This window comes from Stenotrophomonas sp. GW821-FHT02D01 (assembly GCF_059421765.1).
Genome location: NZ_JBWKVP010000003.1, coordinates 436,821 through 458,476, shown reverse-complemented (window position 1 = coordinate 458,476; position 21,656 = coordinate 436,821). Strand labels below are relative to the sequence as shown.

The following is a 21,656-nucleotide window of genomic DNA, read 5'->3' as shown; positions in this document are numbered from 1 at the left end:
TCGTAGAAGTTGTATTTCTGTGGAGATGCATGGCGCCTACCGTGGATGCCCCCTCTTCGGTCTCGACTGAGATGCGCCGCTCATTTCTGCTGACTTCCTGCCCTACCCATCGCCGTACCGTCACCACCCAGGCTCTGGGCATTCTATTGGCTTCTGTACTTCTGACCATTGCGCCATCGGCAGGCGCAACGCCGGCGCCCGCAATGCCACAGCCCATCGAACCGCCGCCACGTTTCGATAGCACTACACGCCACGGCCTCTGTCATGAGGGTCGCTGCGTGGTGCTGGATGGCACGGGCCGACAACTGGCCGAGCATCGGGGAATGCAATACATCCGCCCATTCAAAAGTGGAGTGGCGGTCTTCGAAAGGGGGACGAACAGGGGCGTCATGAATTCAGAAGGACGTATCGTCCTTGAAACGCATTACGACTGGGTTGAGGTACATGGCAACGGGATGATCGAAGCCAAGGTGTTGCTGCGGAACCCGCCCAAGGCGTTCACGTGAATCGACTTCTTCAATGCACGGGGCCGATTGGTGCGTCGGTTTGAGGAGAAAGGCGAGAACGATCTCCTGCAATCGGCGTCCTGGGCTGGAAACCCGGCTGTAGAGCTCTGCAACAGTGAAAAGCGGCGCTGCACGACCCGCTTCCTTGACGCGAAGGGCAGGTCCGGTCCCGTTTTCAGTGTCTTTGGCAGTTTTGGTCCCTTGGGTCATGAGGGGGAAGTGGCCATCGCTTCGCGCGATGGTGTCCACTTTGGCCTGGTTGATCGATCGCTGGCAGGCATAGGACGCCAGGACTACGACCAGATGACCTTCAACAGGTCGGGTTTCGCGCTCGCCACCCAAGGCGGCAACGACACGGTGCTGGATCCCCACGGGGTGCAAGTGGCACCCATGGGTCGATATCGGTTCAAGTTTGGTCGGGGTGAGTACCTGCTTTCTGCGGTAGCCGAAGACGGCGAGTGCCTGCACTTCACGCGCGCGGGTTCGATGTTTCCGACCCCTGCAGGCCACTGTATGAAGACAGATGAGTTCGCTGAACGAGTGGGCTATGTAATCTTCAGTTCGGAAGATGATGAGTACGTCGTAGGCCTGGATGGATCGCTGCGCTCTGCGCAACACACTGCAGGCCTGTATCCGTTGAACCGCAGGATGGTCCGGTATCAAAAGCCCGGCGAAGCAGGGGTGCGTTTCATGATGCTGGATGATGGCAGCATCTCGTCCTCCCTGTACTACCGACTTGCGCCTTTTCAAACCGCGGCAGGACTGGATGACCAACTGCTGTTGGCCCAAGCCGATGGAGGATGGGGTGTAATAGATGTCGCTGGCGCTTGGCTGATTCCTCCTCGCTACCGTCGAATAAGGCCATTGGGTCCGAATCTGGTCGCGGCATTCGAACGGCCGGGGTATGACCCGGGGTATCACATACTCGATCTGCGCGGTAATGCGCTGGCTGATTTCACCCCGCATGATCCCTCACCGGCGCTCTTGGCGGATGGAACGAGGGTCTATGCCCTCTCACTGCGGGGTCGCTGGGGCCTTCTGGATGAGTCGGGGCGGTGGAGGCTGGCGCCCCGCTACGGCTACGTGAGTGTTTCGAATGGCTTGGTTTCCGTGCGTGAGCGAAACAGTGCCGGTGATGTTACGGTTAATTTTCTTGATCCAGACACAGGAACAATGCTGTTTGAGCAGGGATTCCTATCGATTCATCATCGCGCGGATGGTCTATTTGAGATGTTGAAGACAGACCGGACTTTGGAGCTGATGAAGCCTGACCGATCCGTTCTGGCGAGCTTGCGACCGAGCCCCAGATGACAGTCGGGGCAGGTTGACGCGGATTGAAGATCACGCCGGGCATGGCCCGGCGCTACCCGAGCGGGTGAGACTACTGTTGTGATGAAAGTCCCTGGTGCAAGCCGGGGGCTTTTTGTTACTGGATGGTCCAGTCCGCCGTGCCCTGCAGGCGCTGGCCGGCGAACAGCACGTTGCCACGCCCGCCGGAGACGTCCATCTCGAACCAGGGCAGGCCGTCGCGGGTGAGCGGGCGGACGTAGGCCCGCCGCTTGGCGCGGTTGAATTCGATGTAGTACCGGCGGCGAACATTCGGTACCTCCGCAATCGATGGGCCCTTCCAGCTGACGTTGACTTCGCCGGGGTCCTCACGGCCGACCATCATCAGCGTGAAGAATATCTCGCCGTGCTGGGCCTCGAAGTAGAACAGGTCGCCACTGGCGACGGCCGGAACCACGGGCAGCGACACCAGTAGGGCCAGCAGGTGGGCTTTCCACCACATCCGTGTCGACACGCGCAGCATCCGTTATGCGTTGCTGCAATGAAAGCACATCCGGCCCATGCCGGCACCGCGGCCGACACGCAGGCGGGATGGCATGACCCATCCCGCCTGCGTTGGACGGCCATCAGTACGCGGCGAATTCCTTGATCGGGATTGCCTTGCAGTGGGTCATGGCGGTGGCGAGGTCGACCTGGGCGCCTGCTGCGGCGCTGTGCGACGGAGTCACTGCGGCAGCCTCCAGCCACAGACTGGGCAGCGCCTGTGGCGATTCCAGCACCCGGTTCCAAAGCGCGTCGCGCAGTGGGCTGCTGTAGGTGCTGCCGGGCGTCACGATGCACAACCGCGTACCGGGGGTGCTGCTGGCCTGCTGCAGCACCTGCTGCAGCGCGGCGTTGGCGCTGGCGTCGTCGCTCAGCTGCTGCGGCGCACTGTTCTGCGTGGCGTCCTGGATCTGCAGCTTGCCCGGGGTGAACAGCAGGACCTGCATGTCCTGGCGCGGTTCGATGCGCACCGGCGCGCGGGTGCCCTCGCAGATCGTGGGGGTTGGCCGCGCCTGCTGTGGTGTCACGCTGCCATCGGCATGCACCTGGCGGATATGCAGCCGGCACATCTTGTCGGCCACTTCAAATTCCACCTCGTAATCCTGCCCGGGCTTGGCCACGAACTGGCCTGACAGCGTGCCCTTGCAGTAGAGACCGCTTTTCGGGTCAAAGGCCGCCTCGAAGATCAGCGGCTTGCCACCGGGAACTTCGTACTCCTGGTAGCTGAGCGTGGAGAATCGCTGGTTCTCCTTGCTGCGCAGGGCCTCGGTGCTGGGAATGCCAAGCAGGCCCTTGTCACCGGCGTTGTTGTACTTGACGTCAATCCGGTCACGGTAGTCGGTGCGGCAGGAGGCATCGGTAAACAACGTCGTGGTCCGGCCGAAGTCGGCGAACACGCGCACCCGTGCCGGCGGAACCGCGCCGCCCGCATAGGCACTGAGGTCTTCCGCCGCCAGCGGGCGTGGGTACATCGCCGGTATCCGCTTGATGAGTTTGTCGATGCATTTCATGGTGATCTTCTGCGCCGCGCTCTTGAGCCTGGCGTAGTCATCGGCCTGCCACGCGCCCAGGGTCGCCCGGTCATCACTGTCGTTGCAGCTGATGATCTCGGCCAGGCTGCCATCGGCGCGGCGCTGCTGGATCGTGCTGGAATGGTTGAGGCGGTACAGCGGATCCTTGCGCGTATTGCCCTGGTGTACCAGCACCCAATCATCTGCACTGAAGCGCAGCGTACTGGTCTGCGTGGGCACAGCGTCGGGTGCATAGCGGAAGTAGCCGCCCACCAGTGCCTTGGCCACATTCGGCATCAGCGTGATGGCGGGGCTGGCCTGGCCCTCGATGATGCTGCCGGGCAGGTGGTTGCGCCGGAAGTAGTCCGGCTCGTTGCCGCTGAACAGCAGGGCCAGTCCCTTTGGTGTGAGCGCCTCGCTGTCATCGGGAGTGACGATGCGCAGTGCCACGTCGGGCGCGTGCAGACGCTTCGATGCGCTGTCCGGGCCGCTCAGGATCTGCACACGCTCGGTCCAGGAGGCGGGGCCATCGCTTTGGGGCACGGGCCTGGCCGATGGCGTGGCCGGTGCTGTGGCAGCTGTAGTCACCAGTGGGGCCAACAGGACGACTGCCAGCAGGGAGGATCGGGCGGGGAGGGCGCGCAGGGCCATGGTCAAGCTCCATGAAAATCGAAACATCCGTGCCGGCCTTTCCCGGCCGGCACGTGGAAAAAAGGGAGTGGCAGAGGTGACGCTGCAGACGCTCAGCCGCGCGCCAGCGCCAGCAACCGTTCGGCAATGCGCTCCAGCGGCACCTGTTCCTCGGCAGCGCCGAGCTTGAAGGCCGCGCCGGGCATGCCCCAGACCACGCTGGTCGCCTCGTCCTGCACCAATGTCGGAGCCCCGGCCTGGCGCATTTCCAGCAGGCCGCGTGCACCGTCGTCGCCCATGCCGGTGAGGATCGCGCCGATGGCGTTGCCGCCTGCGCTCTGTGCCACCGAGCGGAACAGCACGTCCACCGCCGGCTTGTGCCGGTTCACCGCAGGACCATCGTCGACACGGCAGCGCCAGCGCGCACCGTCGCGGATGATCCGCAGGTGCTTGCCGCCCGGAGGCAGGTAGGCGTGGCCGGGCAGAACCGCTTCACCGTCGCTGGCTTCGCGCACGGCCATTGCCGAGTGACGGTCCAGTCGTTCGGCGAAGGCAGTGCTGAAGCTGGCGGGCAGGTGCTGGGTCATCACTACGGCCGGACCGTCGGCGGGCATGCCTTCCAGCACCACGCGCAATGCTTCGGTACCGCCAGCCGACGAGCCGATGGCGATCAGGCGGTCGGTGGTGCGGAACTGCGTTGCTGCCGGGCGCGCGGCAGGTGCTGCGTCCAGCGTGAGTTTCGGCGTGGCCACGCGTACCAGCGGGCGCACCCGGGAACGCGCAGCCATCTTTACCTTGGCGATGATTTCATCGGCATAACCCTGCAGGCCGCGGGCCACGTCGAGCTTGGGCTTGGACACGAAATCCACCGCGCCCAGGCCCAGTGCCTGCAGGGTGGTATCGGCGCCGCGTTCGGTCAGCGAAGAGATCATCACCACCGGCAGCGGGTGCAGGCGCATCAGGTTTTCCAGGAACGCCAGGCCATCCATGCGTGGCATTTCCACGTCCAGCGTGATCACGTCCGGGGCCAGGCGCTTGATCTTCTCGCGGGCCAGCAGCGGGTCGGCGGCGGTGCCGACCACGTCGATGGCCGGATCGCTGGACAGGATTTCGGTGAGCATCTGCCGCACGACGGCGGAGTCGTCGACGATCAGGACCCGGCAGGGGGCGTTGCCGGTCAGGGTCATTCGAACAGCTCCACGCCACCGGTGACCGGGGCCTTGGACAGGCGTGCGCGTACGGCCGATTCGGTCGCGGCGACTTCGGCTTCGTGGGCGTGTGGCAGGCGCTGCACCACCACGCGGCCGGTATCGGCGAAGAACCAGATCTTGCGCGGATGGATGCCGCACAGGTCCTCGGCGAGGATCGGGATGTGCTCGGCCTGCAGGTACTGGCGCACGAATTCGGCGTTGCGGGTGCCTACCGGATTGCTGGTGAAGCCCTTCAGCACGTTGGCGCCGCCGAACACCTTCGCCTCGATGCGCTTGCGGTGGGCGCCGCGCTTGAGCATGTCGTTGATCAGCAGTTCCATCGCGTAGCTGCCATAACGCGCGGGCGCGCCGTCGCCGGCGTTGCCTTCGGGCAGCAGGAAGTGGTTCATGCCGCCGATCTTCAGTACCGGGTCGCGCAGGCAAGCGGCCACGCAGGAGCCCAGCGTAGTGGTCAGCGCGGTTGTGTCATCCACCACCAGGTACTGGGTTGGCAGAAGCTTGGCGGCGACGGTCTTGAAGCGTGCGTCCTGGTAGCGCATCACATCGTCGGTACGCAGTGATGCGTTCATGCGCCGGCCTTTGCCGCACGACGGTACAGGGTACGGCCGCAGGGCTGGATCAGATCGGCAGCGTGCAGGTAGTTCTCCGAATGGCCGGTATAGAGCAGGCCGTCGTCGGCCAGGTGGTTGACCAGGCGACCAAGAATCGCGCGCTGGGTCGGCTTGTCGAAGTAGATCATCACGTTGCGGCAGAACAGCGCATCGAATGGGCCACCGACGTCGTATCGCGGTGCCAGCAGGTTCAACGGGCGGAATTCGATCAGCTCGCGCAGCGCCGGCAGCACGCGGCACTGGCCTTCGTTGGGACCACTGCCACGCTGGAAATAGCGGCGACGCAGGTCCGGGTCGAGGCCGGCGACACGGTCGATGTTGTAGACGCCGCGGCCGGCGGTGGCCAGCACCTGGGTGTCAACGTCGGTAGCGACGATGCGCACCGGCGGCTTCAGGGTGCCGAACGCTTCGCAGGCGGTGATCGCCATCGAGTAGGGCTCTTCGCCGGTGGAGGCGGCGCACGACCACAACAGCAGCGGGCCGCGCCCGTTGCGCTGCTGCAGCTCTTCGCGCAGCTTGTCGAAATGGTGCGGCTCGCGGAAGAACGCAGTGAGGTTGGTGGTCAGCGCATTGGTGAATGCCTGCCACTCGTCACCATCGCCCTGTTCCAGGTGGTCCAGGTACTGCTGGAAGCTGCGCATGCCAAGCGTGCGCAGCCGGCGTGACAGGCGTCCGTACACCATGTCGCGCTTGGCCGGGGCGAGGGCGATGCCCACGCGCTGGTAGATCAGGTCGCAGACGCGGCGGAAATCACGGTCGGCGAATTCGAATTCGCGCGTACCGCTGACGATGGGGGTAGGGCTCTGCACGGGTGACGTGTCCATCGGCGGGGCGGCGGCCGGAGCCGCCGCGAGGATCAGAATTCCTGCCAGTCGCCGTCGTTGGAGACGACGGTGCTGGAGTGGGTACGGCGGATCGGTGCGGGCGTCGACAACGGTCGCGAAGGCGCAGGGCTGGCAGCCTTCGGCGCGACCTTCGCGGTCAACGCCTTCACTGCGACAGCGACCTGGTTGTCGAGGCGGAAGATCGCCACGGCGTCGGCCAGCTGTGCGGCCTGGTCTTCCATCGCCCGTGCCGCAGCGGTGGCTTCTTCCACCAGCGCGGCGTTCTGCTGGGTGGTTTCGTCCATCTGCACCACGGTCTGGTTGACCTGCTCGATGCCGGCCGACTGCTCCTGCGAGGCGGCGGAGATCTCGGCCATGATGTCGGTCACGCGCTGCACCGACGCGACGATCTCGCCCATGGTGCTGCCGGCCTGGTGGACCAGGCTGGAACCTTCGGCGACCTTGCCGACCGAGTCGTCGATCAGCCCCTTGATTTCCTTGGCGGCGGCGGCCGAGCGCTGGGCGAGGGTGCGCACTTCGCTGGCGACCACGGCGAAACCGCGGCCCTGTTCGCCGGCACGGGCCGCTTCCACTGCAGCGTTCAGCGCCAGGATGTTGGTCTGGAAGGCGATGCCATCGATGACCGAGATGATCTCGGCGATCTTCTTCGAGGAGGCTTCGATGGCCGACATGGTGGTGACCACCTGGCCGACCACGCTGCCACCCTGCGAGGCCACGCCATGCGCGCCGATGGCGAGCTGGTTGGCCTGGCGCGCGTGTTCGGCGTTCTGGCGCACGGTAGAGGTCAGTTCCTCCATCGAGGCGGCGGTTTCTTCCAGATTGGCGGCCTGTTGCTCGGTACGGCGCGATAGGTCGCTGTTGCCCGACGCGATTTCGCCGGCCGACAGGGTGATGCTGGAGGCACTGGCCTGGATCTGGCCGACGATCTGGGTCAGCTGGCTGACCGTGGCGTTTGCATCGTCGCGCATGCGGGCGAACACGCCCTGGTAGTCACCGTGCATGCGTGCCGTCAGGTCGCCGTCGGCAATGGACGACAGCAGCTGCGAGAGCTTGCCGAGGTTGTCATCGCTGACTGCCATCATGGCATTGAGGTTTTCCAGCATGGTGCGGAAATCGTGATCGAAGCGCTGTGCATCGCCGCGCTGGCTGAAGTCGCCCGCGGCGGCGGCACTGGCCAGCTGCTTGATCTCGGCGTTGATGCGGCCGAGGTTGGCTTTGACCGTATCGACGGTGGTGGTCATCGCCGCCTTTTCGCCCGGATAGCGCGCGATGTCGCTGCTGAGGTCGCCCACGGCGTACTGCTGCACGACGTTCAGTACATCGTGCAGGGTCTGCACGTGGCTGCCGACCAGGACGTTGGTTTCCTGCACCATCAGTCCGTATTCGCCGGGGAAGCTGCTGGCGTCGATGCGGTAGCTGAGTTCACCGCCATCGTGGCGGCGCGCCATCTCGCGCTGGCCACTGATGACCGCGTGCAGCTGCTGCTGCATGCGCGACATGGCTTCGAGCAGGCGACCGGTTTCATCATGCGGCTGCGGGCCGATGTGGCTGTCCAGCTTGCCGCCGGCAATGCCTTCGGCCACGGCGGTGGCCTGCTTCAGCGGGCGTGCGATGCGGTTGCCGATGACCCAGCTCAATGCGAGCACGATCAGCACCAGCACGCCACCGGCCAGGGTCATGATGGCAGTGAAGACCAGTGCCTGCTGCTGCACGTCATCCATGTACACGCCGCTGCTGACCACCCAGTTCCAGGGCTTGAACAGGCCGGCGTAGGCGACCTTTTCGACTTCCCCCTTCTCGCCGGGCTTGGCCCATCGATAGGCGACGAAACCGCCGCCGGCCTTGGCCGCTTCGATCTGGTCGTAGTAGATGCGGATGCCATCGCCGGTACGGAAATCCTTCATGTCCTTGCCCACCAGATCCTTGCGGAACGGGTGCATGAGCACGTGATAGCCGGTGTCGTAGATGTTGTAGTAATAGGTATCGTTATGCGCGCGCATGACTTCCAGCGCCTGCAGCGCGGCGGCCTTGGCAGCTTCTTCGCTGAGCTCGCCGGTTCCGGCCAGGCGATGGTAGTGGTCGAGGATGCCGTAGCTCAGTTCGACCTGGGTCTTCAGCGAAGACTTGCGGGTATCGGTCAGGTCCAGGTACTGCATGCGGGCAGCGATCACCGAGAGCGCGATCACGCCGAGTGCGATCAGCAGCGTGAGCAGATTGAGCTTGCGTCGGACGGAGAGATTGCTGAAGTAGTGTTGCCAGCGATGCAGGAGATTCATCGAGCAGTACCCGGGTGGTGGTGGGTGGAGGCGCCGGTGCTGATCGGGAGCAGCGGTGACATGACCGTTATCGGCCGCTGGGGCGGGGGATTGAGGTGGGCTGTTCGAACGTATTCAGGTTTGTTCGCAGCGGCGGCTGCGGCGCTGCCTGCGGCAGGCTTTTGGAGCGACAGCAACAGCAACAGCGGATGGTCGGCTGTCACGGATTGCGAGAAGGGCCGGACCAGGGTGGGTTGGCGGGGGACGCCGTAAACCCGTCCCTGGGGGCTTGGCCGCGGCATCCATGCCGCGGACACCCCCGCCAACCCACCCTGGCCCGGCCCATTCGATATCCTTGTGTCGGACGGCAAGTGCTTGAGTTTCCAATTGGAAAGAGGGGTCAGATCCGTTTTCCTGCGGAAAACGGATCTGACCCCGGAAGCACTGCGCCGTTGGCTGGACAACACCTGACGAGGCCGCAAAAAAAACGCCCCAGCGCAGGGCCGGGGCGTCTTCGTGCCTCAGGTCAGGCAGGAATCAGAATTCCTGCCAGTCTCCATCAGCCAGTTCGGTGGCCATGGATCGGCCGCCGGTGCTGCGGCGGGCCGGCGGTGCGGCCGGTGCCGGAGCCGGGGCTGCCGGTGCAGACGCGCGCGGTGCCGGTGCGCGCGTGGCGACCACGGCTTCGGCTTCGTCGACCACGAAGATCGAGACCGCCTCGCTGAGGTGGCCCGCCTGTTCTTCCATCGCACGTGCGGCGGCGGTGGCTTCTTCCACCAGCGCGGCGTTCTGCTGGGTGGTTTCGTCCATCTGCACCACGGTCTGGTTGACCTGTTCGATGCCGGCGCTCTGCTCCTGCGAGGCAGCAGAGATCTCGGACATGATGTCGGTCACGCGCTGCACCGAGGCGACGATCTCGCCCATGGTGGCGCCGGCCTTGTGCACCAGCGCCGAGCCGTCGTTGACCTTGCCGACCGAGTCGTCGATCAGGCCCTTGATTTCCTTGGCGGCGGCAGCCGAGCGCTGGGCGAGGGTACGCACTTCGCTGGCGACCACGGCGAAACCGCGGCCCTGTTCGCCGGCACGGGCCGCTTCCACCGCGGCGTTCAGCGCCAGGATGTTGGTCTGGAAGGCAATGCCGTCGATGACCGAGATGATTTCCGCGATCTTCTTCGACGAGGCCTGGATGGCCGACATGGTGGTGACCACCTGGCCGACCACTTCGCCACCCTGCGACGCCACGCCGTGCGCGCCGATGGCGAGCTGGTTGGCCTGGCGTGCGTGCTCGGCGTTCTGGCGAACGGTGGAAGTCAGCTCCTCCATCGAGGCGGCGGTTTCTTCCAGGTTCGCGGCCTGCTGTTCGGTACGGCGCGACAGGTCGCTGTTGCCGGAGGCGATTTCGCCGGCGGCCGAGCTGATCGCACGGCTGGACTGCTTGATGCGGGTGACGATCTCGCTCAGCTGTGCGGCCGTGGCGTTGGCATCGTCACGCATGCGGGCGAACACGCCCTGGTAGTCGCCGTGCATGCGCACGGTCAGGTCACCCTGCGACAGTGCGGCGAGCAGGCCGGAGATCTGTTCGATGCTGCCCGAGTTGGCGTCCAGCAGGCCGTTGATCTGCTGGGCCAGCTGCAGGAAGAAGCCTTCCTTGTCGTTGGCATCGATGCGGCCGGACAGGTCGCCGGCAGCGGCCTGGGCGATCACCCGTGCCACTTCCGCCTCGACCTGCGCTTCCTGGGTGCGGTCGCGCCATTCCACCACGTAGCCGACGGTGTCGCCGTCTTCGTTGCGGATGGTCGACACGACCTGGGCGAACTGGGCATCGCCGTACTGCATCGGGCGGCGGGCAACGCCATGCTGCTTGAGGTTGGCCAGCAGGGTGTTGTCCATCTCGCCGCGGTGTTCAAGCACGGTGACCGGCTTGCCGACCAGCGAGGCGTGGACGTCGAAGTCGGGCAGGTCGCGCCGCAACTCGTCCTGGTACTGGGCCAGGGTCTGCTGCAGGGCGCGGTTGCTGTAGACGATGGTGTTGTTGGGGTCGGTCAGGTAGACGCCGGTCGAGCTGTAATCCAGCGCGGTGCGGATGCGCAGGTTCTCGCGGGCGATGGCCTGGTCGGTTTCAGTGCGCTCGCGCAGGTCGCGCTGCATGCGCTGCATGGCCTGCATCAGTTCGCCCACTTCGTCCTGGCGGCTGACGTCGATATGGCCATCAAGCTTGCCACCGGCAACGTCGTTGGCCACCGATACGGCGCCACGCACGCTGCCGACCAGGGCACGGGCGAACAGCCACACCAGCACCAGGCCGAGCGCGGCGCCGCCGAGCAGGGCGATGACGGTCAGCACGGCCGAGGCGGAGTAGGTGGAGGCGGCTTCGTCGCGCGAGGCGCGGGCGAGGCGGTTGTCTTCGGCGATCAGCGCTTCAAGCGCTGCGCCGGCCTTGCGGTGTTTGGTGCGGGTCTCGCCGACGAAGGTGTCGATCGCATCGTCGGGCAGGTCCAGCTCCAGCATTTCGGTGACGCTGTCATAGGAGGCCAGCGCGTCCTTCCAGTCCTTGGCGAAGGTGTCGAACAGCTTCTTCTGCTGTGCGTTGTCGACCAGCTTCGGATAGTCCTTGATCGACTTGTCCATGCTGGTGCGCAGTTCGACGGCCTGCTTGCGGGCGTCGGCCTTGACGTCGTCGCTGGCGCGGATCAGCTGCTGGTAGGCGCTGTTGCGGTACTCGCCGAGCATGCCGCGCATCTCGCCGGCCATGCGGATGCTCTCCATGCGTGAACCGGCCAGCTCGGTGGTCACGTTGTTCAGCGAATGCAGGCCACGGTAGGCGACGATGCCCTGCAGCAGCATCACCAGCAAGAGGACACCGAAGGTCAGCATGAGCTTCGGCATCAGTTTCAGGTTGTTGATCCACGGCATGGGCGTTGCGATCTCCTAAGGCAGACGCGGCCGGGCGCGGGGCCCGGTTGCAACAGCCACGCCGGCACGCTGGCCGGCGCGGTCTGACGGACAGCGGATTACTTGATGTTGGCCAGCTTCAGGCTGGACGGCGAGCTGACTTCGATTTCCGCGCGCGAGGCGTCGCGCTGGATCTTGCCGATCACGCACACGGTCTTGCCTTCCAGGGTTTCCAGCGGGAAGGAGAACTTGCCGCGGTTCTCGCCGGCGATGCGTGCCGAGAAGGTGTGGCGCGGGAAGGCGCCGCCCATGTACAGGAAGGTCGGCTGGCCTTCGGAACCTTCTGCGAAGCGGGCCTTTTCGACCTTGCCGCAGACCATGCCGTCCTTGCCGACGGCGCGCGGTGCCATCTCCGGCGGAATCATCTCGGCCGACTGCGCGAAGGCGGAGGAAGCGGTGGTGGCCAGGACGGCAGCCGAAACGAACGCAAGCAGGGACTTCATCGGGGTGATTCTCCGGGGATGGTGATGGTGGATCCGGCCTTGGCGCGTTCCTGCGCGACCGGCTTCTGTCCCCCTATCGGCGTGGATGAGGGGAACTGAAGGGCTGCGTAACAGAAACGTGAAGAAGGTCCGTTTGTTCAGGCGGCAGCGTCTTCGACGACGTTGGTCTGGCCCATGTCGGCGCTGTCCAGCAGGGTTTCGATGTCCAGCAGGATCAGCATGCGGTCGTCGTGGGTGCCGATGCCGGAGATGAAGCGGGTGTCGACGGCGGCGCCGAATTCCGGGGTCGGGCGGATCTGCTCGGCCGACAGCGGGATCACGTCGGAGACGCTGTCGACCACGATGCCGACCACGCGGTCTTCCACGTTGAGCACGATCATCACGGTGAAGGCGTCGTAGCGGGCGTCTTCCAGGCGCAGCTTCAGGCGCAGGTCGATCACCGGCACGATGGTGCCGCGCAGGTTGATGACACCCTTGATGTAATCCGGCGCGTCGGGGACGCGGGTGACGGCGTCGTAGCCGCGGATTTCCTGCACCTTGAGGATGTCCACGCCGTAGTGCTCGGCGCCGAGGGTGAAGCTGAGGAATTCGCCATCGGCGCCGGCGGCGGAGCTGTTCTTGTCGTTCATCGAAGGGTCCTGGTTCTGCCGGAAGTGCCGGTGTCAGGCTCGATATCGGCCCCTGGGTGGGGGACTTTAGGCATCTGGTAGTGCCGGCCGCTGGCCGGCAGCTCCTGCATCCACGCATGGCGTGGATCTACCTGGGAGGGCATGAATCCACGCGTGGCGTGGATCCGCCCGCCGTGGGGTGTCAGAGCTCGCCGTTGCGGCGCGCCTTGCGCTGGCGGTCGATACGGAAGATGTAGCGCTGGATGGCGCTGTCGCCGCCGCGTGGCAGGTCGTCAAAGCGCATGCCAACGCGCTTGACCTCGGTGCCGTTGGGTAGGCGTTGCGGCAGCAGGTTGCAGACCACCAGTTCGATCTGCAGGTCTGGGCCATCGGGCATCGACAGCTGCGCGCGGTAGCGCTGTTGCAGGCCGAAGACCGCGCAATCTACGGGCACGGTCACCGCCAGGCCGCCGCCACTGATGTCCACCACCCGCATCGACAGCGCTTCGGCCTGGGCCTCGCCCGGTGGCAGCAGCAGGTGCGGTGAATCGGTGATGGGGGTCTCCAGCCGGTACAGTTCGCGTCGCTGCAGATGCACCAGCTCCTCGGGGAACGGTGCCCGGAAGGCGACGTGGCCTTCGTTGTCCACGCGTTGCAGTTCGTGCAGGCGGAAACGCACCATCACTCGTTCCAGCTGGGCGAAGCAGAGCAGGTGGTCGGCCTGTTCTGCGGCGCGGTTGGAGGTTTCCTGCGGGCTGCCATCGAGCAGCAGCACGTCATCGTCCTCGTCCAGGTCCAACAGAGCGGTGGGGAAGGAGCGATCGCGGCCGTCGATATGGGCGCTGATCAGTGACCGCTGCTCGATCAGTGAGCGCAGCAGCTGCCGCACCTGGCGGGGGTTGCGGACCAGAAAGCGATCGTCCGCGGCATCGGCCGCATGGACTTCGGGCAGTGCAGTGTCGTGGCCGTCGGACATGGAATCTGTGGTCAGGGGCGGGCGCCGACGCGTGTGGGCGCGTGGCTCGAAAGAGGTATCGGCTGCGTTGCAGATTTATGTAGCACCGAACGCACTCGTTTGCTCCGTTGTGCCATGCCCGCGGCGGTCGGGCAAGCGTAACGCCCGGGCCGGGCACGGCCCGGCGCTACCTTTCCGCTGACGGGGTGGCGCGCGGCCACCCCGATGCTGCGATCAGAACTCCTGCCAGTCGCCGTCACCGGCCAGGGCCGGCTGCGCAACGGGCTTGCGCACGCGCGCAGGTGCGGCGATGGATGCGGGCGCCGCCTTGCGCGGAGCACTGCCGGCCACGGCCATGGCTGCGCGCGGTATCGCATTGCCCGCGCTCGGTGCGGCCAGGCGGAAGCGTGCGACGGCCTCGCCCAGCTGCGCGGCCTGGTCTTCCATGGCCCGCGCTGCGGCGGTGGCTTCTTCCACCAGCGCGGCGTTCTGCTGGGTGGTTTCGTCCATCTGCACCACGGTCTGGTTGACCTGTTCGATGCCGGCCGACTGCTCCTGCGAGGCGGCGGAGATCTCGGCCATGATGTCGGTCACGCGCTGCACCGACGCGACGATCTCGCCCATGGTGCTGCCGGCCTGGTGGACCAGGCTGGAACCCTCGGCGACCTTGCCGACCGATTCGTCGATCAGCCCCTTGATCTCCTTGGCGGCGGCGGCCGAGCGCTGGGCGAGGGTACGCACCTCGCTGGCGACCACGGCGAAGCCACGGCCCTGTTCGCCGGCACGGGCCGCTTCCACTGCGGCATTGAGCGCCAGGATGTTGGTCTGGAAGGCGATGCCATCGATGACCGAGATGATCTCGGCGATCTTCTTCGAGGAGGCTTCGATGGCCGACATGGTGGTGACCACCTGGCCGACCACTTCACCGCCCTGCGAGGCCACGCCGTGCGCACCGATGGCGAGCTGGTTGGCCTGGCGCGCATGTTCGGCGTTCTGGCGCACGGTGGAGGTCAGTTCCTCCATCGAGGCGGCGGTTTCTTCCAGATTGGCGGCCTGCTGTTCGGTACGGCGCGACAGGTCGCTGTTGCCCGAGGCGATTTCGCCCGAGGCCAGGGTGATGCTCGAGGTGCTGGCCTGGATCTGGCTGACGATCTGGGTCAACTGGGCGACGGTGGTGTTGGCATCGTCACGCATGCGGGCGAACACGCCGTGGAACTGGCCGTCCATGCGTGCGGTCAGGTCGCCCGCGGCGATGGACTGCAGCAGCTGCGACAGCTGGCCAAGATTGCCGTCGGCGACCTCCATCATGCTGTTGAGCTGCTCGATCATCACGCGGAAATCGTGATCGAAGCGCTGCGCATCGCCGCGCTGGCTGAAGTCGCCGGCGGCAGCGGACGATGCCAATTGCTGGATCTGCGTGTTGATGGCCAGCAGGCTGGCCTTGGCCGCATCCATCGATTCGTGCAGGATCGCGCGGCTGCCCGGCAACCGGCGCGCATCGGGGGTGAGGTTGCCGGTGGCGTACTGGTTGAGCACATCGATGGCATCACGGATCGCATCGAGGTGTTCGAAGATGACCGTGTTGATGCCGCCGGCGAGCTGGCCATAGACGCCCGGGAAGTCTTCCGGAATGCGGTGGCTGATATCGGGGCCGGCATGCATCTGTGCCATCAGCTGGGTCTGCTCGGAGAAGCGACGCAGCATTGCGGTCATCTCCGCGGTGGCCGTCAGCATGCGACCCGCCTCATCCTTGCCGGTGGCCTGGGTAGTGACGCTGAGATCGCCGCGGGCGACGGCCTGGATGGCCTGCACTGCCTTGCCCAGCGGGCCGACCACGGCGCGCGAAATGATCACGGCCAGGGTGGCGGCGACCACGACCAGCAGCACGATGGCGGCGATGATGGCCAGCATGCTGTTGCGGTGGGTCGCGTTGGCGTCGTCGATCTTGCCCTGCATCTGGGTTCCCAGCAGCGCACCCAGCGCCTTCAGGTCTTCGAAGGCTTTGCGGCGCAAGGGGCGCGACTGCTCATCGGAAATCTGCCGGGCCGCTTCGCCATCACCGGCGGTGGCCGCTTCGCGCAGCTTGGTATTGGCAGCGAAGTAGCCATCGACGTCGGCCTGCACGGCCTGGTACAGCGTGCGCTCCTTGTCGCCGGACGGCAGCTTGGCATAGGCCGCCAGCTGCTCGCGCACCACCGCAGCGGTGTCGTTCATGCGCTTGTTGTAATCGGCGACCTTCTCCGGCTGGTCCAGCATGCTGATCTGGGCCAGTTCATAGGTGCGGAACTCACCCAGCTGCGAGCGCACTTCACCGAGGTACTGCACCGATGGAATGTCGTTGGTCGCCATTGAGGTCAGCTTGGCGTTGGCTTCGGACAGGCGGACCAGGGCGAATGCACCCAGCACGACGGTCATCAGGGTGGTCAGGGTGAATCCCACAGCCAGCTTGCGGGCGATGGGCAGATCGTGGAACCACTTCATGCAGGGTGCTCCAAGGTGGGCAGAATTCCGGCGGCGGCGCCGCGGGCAAAAGGTCGTTGCAGGAGGGAACGGTGGTGCCGGGTGAAGGTTCGGTGACTGCCGTCAACCCGAGATAGCGGCGCAGCTACGCCGTACTTTACGGACCGATGTCACATTCGCTGGCGTAGGGGAAACCAACGGAAAGCAAGCAGTGGCGGGGCTTTCGTCGTGGCGGCGTGGTTTCAGGCGAAACCATGCGCCCGATCAGGTTCACGACACAGGACGACGGAGGTCACAGTTGTGGGCGCCGCCGCGTTACGCGTGGGTACGATTGCTGCCTGCGCCCGCGCGCAAACGAAAACCGCCGCCCCGGAGGGCGGCGGTCAGGTACAACGTGTAGCGCAGCTCAGGCGGCCTGCGGCACCCGCAGCGAACGCACCAGGCCGCCGATGTCGACGATCAGGGCGACGCGGCCATCGCCGAGGATGGTGGCACCGGAGACCCCGCCGATGCGGCGGTAGTTGTTCTCGATGTTCTTCACCACGACCTGCTGCTGGCCGACCAGTTCGTCCACTTCCAGCGCGATCTTCTGGCCATCGCCTTCAACCACCACCACCAGCGATTCACTGCCGGGTGCACGCTGGCCATAGCCGTAGTACTCGCTCAGCGACAGGATCGGCAGGTATTCGCCACGCACGCGCAGCACGCGGCCTTCGCCGGCCATGCTGCGGATGTCGTCAGGCTGCGGCTGCAGTGCTTCAAGCACGTAGGCCAGCGGCAGGATCAGGGTTTCGCCGGCCACCGCCACGGTCATGCCGTCGAGGATGGCCAGGGTCAACGGCAGCCGGATCAGCGTACGGGTGCCGGTGCCGAGGCCGCTTTCAATCTGCACCTCGCCACCGAGCGCCTGGATGTTGCGGCGGACCACGTCCATGCCCACGCCGCGGCCGGACAGATCGGTGACCGCATCGGCGGTGGAGAAGCCGGGCTGGAAGATCAGGTCCCAGACCTGCGAGTCGGTGGGGTTGTCCGGTACGGCCAGGCCGCGTTCCTGCGCCTTGGCCAGGATCTTCTCGCGGTTCAGGCCGCGGCCGTCGTCGCTGACTTCGATGACGATGTGGCCGCCCTGGTGCGAGGCCGCCAGGGTGATCGTACCGGTCTCGTCCTTGCCAGCATCGCGACGCACGTCCGGCATTTCCAGGCCGTGGTCGATGGAATTGCGGACCAGATGCACCAGCGGATCGGCGATCTTCTCGATCAGGCCCTTGTCCAGCTCGGTGCCTTCGCCGATGGTGCGCAGGCGCACGTGCTTGCCCAGGCGGCCGGACAGGTCGCGGACCAGACGCGGGAAGCGGCGGAACACTGCGTCGACCGGCAGCATGCGCACGCCGATCACAGCCTCTTGCAGGTCACGGGTATTGCGTTCAAGCAGGTCCAGGCCGGCGAACAGGCTCTCGGCATGCACCGGGTCCAGCGCGTGCGAGACCTGCTTGAGCATGGCCTGGGTGATGACCAGCTCACCGACCAGGTTGATCAGTGCATCGACCTTGTCGACGCTGACGCGGATGGAGGTTTCCGCTTCCTGGTTGCCGCCGGCATTTGCAGCCGGTGCGGCAGCGGCGGGCGCAGGAGCAGCGACCGGCGCGGCGGCCGGTGCCTGGGTGGCCAGGCTTGGCGGTGCGGCCGGACGGATGTCCAGTTCGCAGTCGTCCAGCACCCAGGCGAAGGTGTCTTCGATCTTGCTGCGCGGCACCTTGCCGACCAGGCCCAGGTCCCACGCCAGGTGGGCTTCGAGCGGGTCGAGCTGGGCGAAGCCGGGCAGGCGATCCATGCGCGCGGCCACCTGCAGCGAACCCAGGTGTTCCAGTTCGCGGATGATGCGCAACGGGTCGTTGCCACTCATGAACAGTGACGGCGCCGGGGTGAAGCCGATCTGCCAGGCTTCCGGCGTGTCGTCCACCTTGCTGGCGGCAGCGGGTGCAGCGGCGGCGGGTGCCTGGCCGGACAGCACCGCTTCCAGGCGCGCCTTCACCGCAGCGACCGCTGCAGGATCGGCGGGCTGGCCGTGCTCGGCCTCGCGCAACAGGGCGCGCAGTACGTCCACCGACGACAGCATCGCATCGACGGCGTTGCCTTCCAGTGCGCGCTTGCCGGCCCGAAGCTCATCGAGCAGCGTTTCCAGCACGTGGGTCAGCCCGGCGATGGCATCGAAGCCGAACGTGCCTGCGCCACCCTTGATGGAGTGGGCGGCACGGAACACCGAGTTGATGATCTCCGGGTCCTGTTGTCCCGATTCCAGGGCCAGCAGGCCAGCCTCCATGGCGTCGAGGCCTTCGCGGCTCTCCTCGAAGAAGGTGGCGTGGAAGCGTTGCAGGTCCATGCTCATGGCAGTGGCGATCCGGAAGCGAAGAGGGGGAGCAGTGCGGGGCGATCAGCCCAGCACTTTCTGCACGGTGGCGACCAGCTGTTCGGGATTGAACGGCTTGACCAGCCAGCCGGTGGCACCGGCGGCCTTGCCTTCGGACTTCTTGTCCGCTGCCGACTCGGTGGTCAGCATCAGCATCGGCGTGAACTTGTAGTCCGGCAGCTGGCGCAGTTCGCGGATCAGCGCGATGCCGTCCATGTTCGGCATGTTGACGTCGGTGACCACCGCATTGAAGCGCTGGCCCTTGGCACGTCCGAGCGCGACCGCGCCGTCTTCAGCTTCTTCGACGGCAAAACCGGCCGAGGTGAGGGCGAAGGAAACCATCTGGCGCATCGACGCCGAATCGTCCACCACCAAGATACGTGCGCTCATGCAGCGTTCTCCACAGATTTCAGGTTGTCATGGGGTACGTCCAGGCCCAGGGCCTGGGTGACGCCCAACAGGCGTGCAGCGTCACGGAAGGTTGCAGTGCAACCGTGGAAGCCGGTGCCCAGGCCTGCCTCGCGGCGGGCCTGCACGAAGGCGCACAGCACCTGCATGCTGGCGGTGTGGATGCGGCCGACCTGGCTTGCATCCAGGGTCAGCTCGCCTGCTTCCGCCACCAAGGGCGAAAGGCGGTTCTTGAGCTCGGTGCTGCTCTCGATGCCGAGATCCTCACCCAGTTCGACAGTGCTCATCGTTGCTCCGGACAAACGGTTCCAGCATTCATAACGGCACCGTGGGGCGGTTCTTTAGGGGTATCGGCGCGAAGCGCCGATTCAGAGCACGGATTCACCCCAGCAGCTGCGTGGCGTCGAGCAGGATCATCGGCCGCTGGCTGATGCGGGCCACGCCACGGAACAGTTCATTGGAGATCTGGCAGATGCGGGCGGTATCGGGTGGTTCGATCTGCGAGTCGGTCAGGTTGGCGACGTCCTCCACGGCCGACACACGCAGGCCCAGGGTCTCGCCGTTCTCTTCAAGCACGACAATGCGGGTCTGCGCGTCATCCTCGGCGGAGGCTGCACCCAGGTGCAGGCCGAGATCCATCACCGGCACCACCTGGCCACGCAGGTTCATGATGCCGAGCATTTCCGGGGCAGTGCCGCGCAATGGCAGCAACGGCACCGGCAGCACCACTTCCTGCACCTTCAGCAGTTCCAGCGCGTAGGCCTGGGCGCCACAGCGCAGCCGCAGCCAACGCGATGTGCGTTCGCCGGCGCGGCGGTTCTGCGGATGCGGGCTGCTGGCGGGCTGATGCGCCTGGGCCTGCAGCTCCTGCCAAGAGCCGGGGCGGTTGCTGGAGGGGGTGTCCACCGCGAGCCGTGGCGGCGGCGCGACGGCGGCGCGGGTCATCGATGGCATCGGTGCCGGCGCGGGACGCGCGGCGGCCTTGGCAACGGCCGGCGCAGCGATGGCAGCAACCACCTCGCCGTCGGCGGCGGCTTCGAAGGCGGCCTGCAATCCGGGGCTGTCGGTGTGCGCCAAGCTGTCGGCGGCGTCGGTTTCGTAGATCACTTCGTCCGGCAGGTCATCCCAGGTGGGTTCCGGCGCGGGCGGTGCGACAGGGGCAACGGCCACGGGCGCGGTTTCATGGACGACCTCGGCCGGCAGGTCGTCCCAGGTGGGCTCGCGGTCAGCGTCGGCGGCAGGTGCGGCAGCAGCGTCGAAGGCGGCTTCCAGCGCCGCATCATCGTTGGCCGGAGCGGCTGCGACGGCGTCGGTTTCGTAGATCACTTCCGCCGGCAGATCGTCCCAGGTCGGCTCGCGCCCGGTATCGGCCGCAGGCGTGGCAACGGCGTCGAAGGCGGCTTCCAGCGCCGCATCATCGTTGGCCGGAGCGGCTGCGACGGCGTCGGTTTCGTAGATGACCTCGGCCGGCAGATCGTCCCAGGTCGGCTCGCGCCCGGTGTCGGCCGCAGGCGTGGCAGCCGCGTCGAAGGCGGCTTCGAGCGAAGCATCGTCGTTGGCCGGGGCCACTGCAACGGCGTCGGTTTCGTAGATCACTTCGGCCGGCAGATCGTCCCAGGTCGGCTCGCGCTCGCCGTCGGCTGCTGCGCTCGTCGGGCGTGGCGCGGCGTCAGCGGCGACCGGTGCGACGGCAATGTCGCCGAGCAGCTCGTCCAGATAGTCGTCCAGCATGCCGGTGGTGTTCATGCCGCCTGCTCCAGGGCACGTGCGTCCTCACCGAGGATCCAGTTCAATGCACGCCGATAGGCCGCCAGGCCGCGACCCGGGTAGTCCTCGCCGATGCTCGGCAGGGTCAGGCCGGCCGCGTTGCTGATGCGGGTGTCGATCGGAATCGCGTCTTCCCAGACGCGGCTTGCGTGGCGGTCCTGCATGGCGCGCAGCGATTCATTGCCGGTGCGGGTGCGGCGGTCGAACAGCGTCGGCAGGATCGAGATCGGCAGCGGCCGGCGGCGTGAACGCTCGACCATCTCGCCGGTGCGGACCATGCCATCCAGGCCGTGCAGGGCCAACGGCTCGGCCTGGGTGGGAATGATCAGCCGATCGGCCGCGGCCAGTGCGTTGATCATCAGCAGGCCCAGGGTCGGTGCGCAGTCCAGCAGGATGTAGTCGTGCTGGCCCTGGTGGCGGGCGAGCGCGTTCTGCAGGGCCAGGCCGAGGCCAGGCTGGTTGGCGCTGCGTCGTTCCAGCGTGGCCAGCGAGGCCTGCGCGCACACGTAATCGAGTCCGCCGATGTTGCTGGCATGGCTGAGCGCGGAGAGGTCGGCCGGCGGTGCGCCGAACAGTTCCAGCACGCCGGCCGGTGCCGGCTCGATCGGTACGCCGAAGGCGCGGGTCAGCGAGGCATGCGGATCGAGATCGATCAGCAGCACGCGGTGGCCGAGCGCGGCCAGGCCGCGACCGAGGGCGAGGGTGGTGGTGGTCTTGCCGACTCCGCCCTTCTGGTTGGCGACTGCCCAGATGCGCAT

At 66.2% G+C, this 21,656-nt stretch carries 18 protein-coding genes; 2 read left to right on the top strand and 16 right to left on the bottom strand.

Annotation, left to right across the window (positions count from 1 at the left end; all coding sequences use genetic code 11):
- The first annotated feature begins 41 nt into the window (after nucleotides 1–41).
- Both AC07UW_RS09575 and AC07UW_RS09570 read left to right on the top strand, forming a co-directional pair.
- Nucleotides 42–506 (top strand): hypothetical protein, encoded by a 465-nt coding sequence (locus AC07UW_RS09575; protein ID WP_495211924.1) that lies wholly within the window; start codon nucleotides 42–44, stop codon nucleotides 504–506.
- A 219-nt stretch (nucleotides 507–725) separates the two neighbouring features.
- Entirely contained in the window at nucleotides 726–1,817 is a 1,092-nt protein-coding gene (locus AC07UW_RS09570) for a WG repeat-containing protein (RefSeq protein WP_495211923.1), read from the top strand.
- Nucleotides 1,818–1,932: 115 nt separating this feature from the next.
- On the opposite strand, the gene AC07UW_RS09565 is transcribed toward AC07UW_RS09570, so the two are convergent.
- From AC07UW_RS09565 to AC07UW_RS09490, 16 genes are all read right to left on the bottom strand, one after another.
- Nucleotides 1,933–2,316, bottom strand: coding sequence for a hypothetical protein (locus AC07UW_RS09565; protein ID WP_223495031.1), 384 nt, complete (start codon nucleotides 2,314–2,316; stop codon nucleotides 1,933–1,935).
- Nucleotides 2,317–2,419: 103 nt separating this feature from the next.
- Nucleotides 2,420–3,850 (bottom strand): hypothetical protein, encoded by a 1,431-nt coding sequence (locus AC07UW_RS09560; protein ID WP_495211922.1) that lies wholly within the window; start codon nucleotides 3,848–3,850, stop codon nucleotides 2,420–2,422.
- Nucleotides 3,851–4,089: 239 nt separating this feature from the next.
- Nucleotides 4,090–5,163: a protein-glutamate methylesterase/protein-glutamine glutaminase gene (locus AC07UW_RS09555; protein ID WP_099783897.1), complete on the bottom strand. Its 1,074-nt coding sequence runs from the start codon at nucleotides 5,161–5,163 to the stop codon at nucleotides 4,090–4,092.
- Complete coding sequence (gene cheD, locus AC07UW_RS09550; RefSeq protein ID WP_108759286.1) at nucleotides 5,160–5,756, bottom strand: chemoreceptor glutamine deamidase CheD; 597 nt, start codon at nucleotides 5,754–5,756, stop codon at nucleotides 5,160–5,162. Before cheD ends, AC07UW_RS09555 begins: the two co-directional genes overlap by 4 nt.
- Nucleotides 5,753–6,622 (bottom strand): CheR family methyltransferase, encoded by an 870-nt coding sequence (locus tag AC07UW_RS09545; RefSeq protein ID WP_032975462.1) that lies wholly within the window; start codon nucleotides 6,620–6,622, stop codon nucleotides 5,753–5,755. Before AC07UW_RS09545 ends, cheD begins: the two co-directional genes overlap by 4 nt.
- A gap of 32 nt (nucleotides 6,623–6,654) precedes the next feature.
- Nucleotides 6,655–8,919, bottom strand: a complete 2,265-nt coding sequence (locus AC07UW_RS09540; protein ID WP_495211921.1) for a methyl-accepting chemotaxis protein — start codon at nucleotides 8,917–8,919, stop codon at nucleotides 6,655–6,657.
- 516 nt (nucleotides 8,920–9,435) lie between these two features.
- A complete protein-coding gene (locus tag AC07UW_RS09535; protein WP_117310339.1) occupies nucleotides 9,436–11,811 on the bottom strand; it encodes a methyl-accepting chemotaxis protein in 2,376 nt (791 codons plus the stop codon).
- A gap of 98 nt (nucleotides 11,812–11,909) precedes the next feature.
- The gene (locus AC07UW_RS09530; RefSeq protein ID WP_025878966.1) at nucleotides 11,910–12,293 is read right to left on the bottom strand and encodes a hypothetical protein; all 384 of its coding nucleotides are present in this window, start codon (nucleotides 12,291–12,293) and stop codon (nucleotides 11,910–11,912) included.
- A gap of 137 nt (nucleotides 12,294–12,430) precedes the next feature.
- The gene (locus AC07UW_RS09525; protein ID WP_025878967.1) at nucleotides 12,431–12,922 is read right to left on the bottom strand and encodes a chemotaxis protein CheW; all 492 of its coding nucleotides are present in this window, start codon (nucleotides 12,920–12,922) and stop codon (nucleotides 12,431–12,433) included.
- A 181-nt stretch (nucleotides 12,923–13,103) separates the two neighbouring features.
- Nucleotides 13,104–13,877 carry a flagellar brake protein gene (locus AC07UW_RS09520; protein WP_495211920.1) on the bottom strand — a complete coding sequence of 258 codons (774 nt, stop codon included), beginning with the start codon at nucleotides 13,875–13,877 and terminating at the stop codon, nucleotides 13,104–13,106.
- Nucleotides 13,878–14,090: 213 nt separating this feature from the next.
- Nucleotides 14,091–16,337, bottom strand: coding sequence for a methyl-accepting chemotaxis protein (locus AC07UW_RS09515; protein WP_495211919.1), 2,247 nt, complete (start codon nucleotides 16,335–16,337; stop codon nucleotides 14,091–14,093).
- A gap of 385 nt (nucleotides 16,338–16,722) precedes the next feature.
- Nucleotides 16,723–18,702, bottom strand: a complete 1,980-nt coding sequence (locus AC07UW_RS09510; RefSeq protein ID WP_154880256.1) for a chemotaxis protein CheA — start codon at nucleotides 18,700–18,702, stop codon at nucleotides 16,723–16,725.
- Between the two features lie 45 nt (nucleotides 18,703–18,747).
- Nucleotides 18,748–19,113 (bottom strand): response regulator, encoded by a 366-nt coding sequence (locus tag AC07UW_RS09505; protein WP_025878971.1) that lies wholly within the window; start codon nucleotides 19,111–19,113, stop codon nucleotides 18,748–18,750.
- Nucleotides 19,110–19,418 carry an STAS domain-containing protein gene (locus tag AC07UW_RS09500; protein ID WP_032975458.1) on the bottom strand — a complete coding sequence of 103 codons (309 nt, stop codon included), beginning with the start codon at nucleotides 19,416–19,418 and terminating at the stop codon, nucleotides 19,110–19,112. The genes AC07UW_RS09505 and AC07UW_RS09500 overlap by 4 nt, the downstream gene beginning before the upstream one ends.
- 94 nt (nucleotides 19,419–19,512) lie before the next feature.
- Nucleotides 19,513–20,877, bottom strand: a complete 1,365-nt coding sequence (locus tag AC07UW_RS09495) for a chemotaxis protein CheW (protein WP_495211918.1) — start codon at nucleotides 20,875–20,877, stop codon at nucleotides 19,513–19,515.
- Nucleotides 20,874–21,656: a ParA family protein gene (locus AC07UW_RS09490; RefSeq protein WP_032974847.1), complete on the bottom strand. Its 783-nt coding sequence runs from the start codon at nucleotides 21,654–21,656 to the stop codon at nucleotides 20,874–20,876. Before AC07UW_RS09490 ends, AC07UW_RS09495 begins: the two co-directional genes overlap by 4 nt.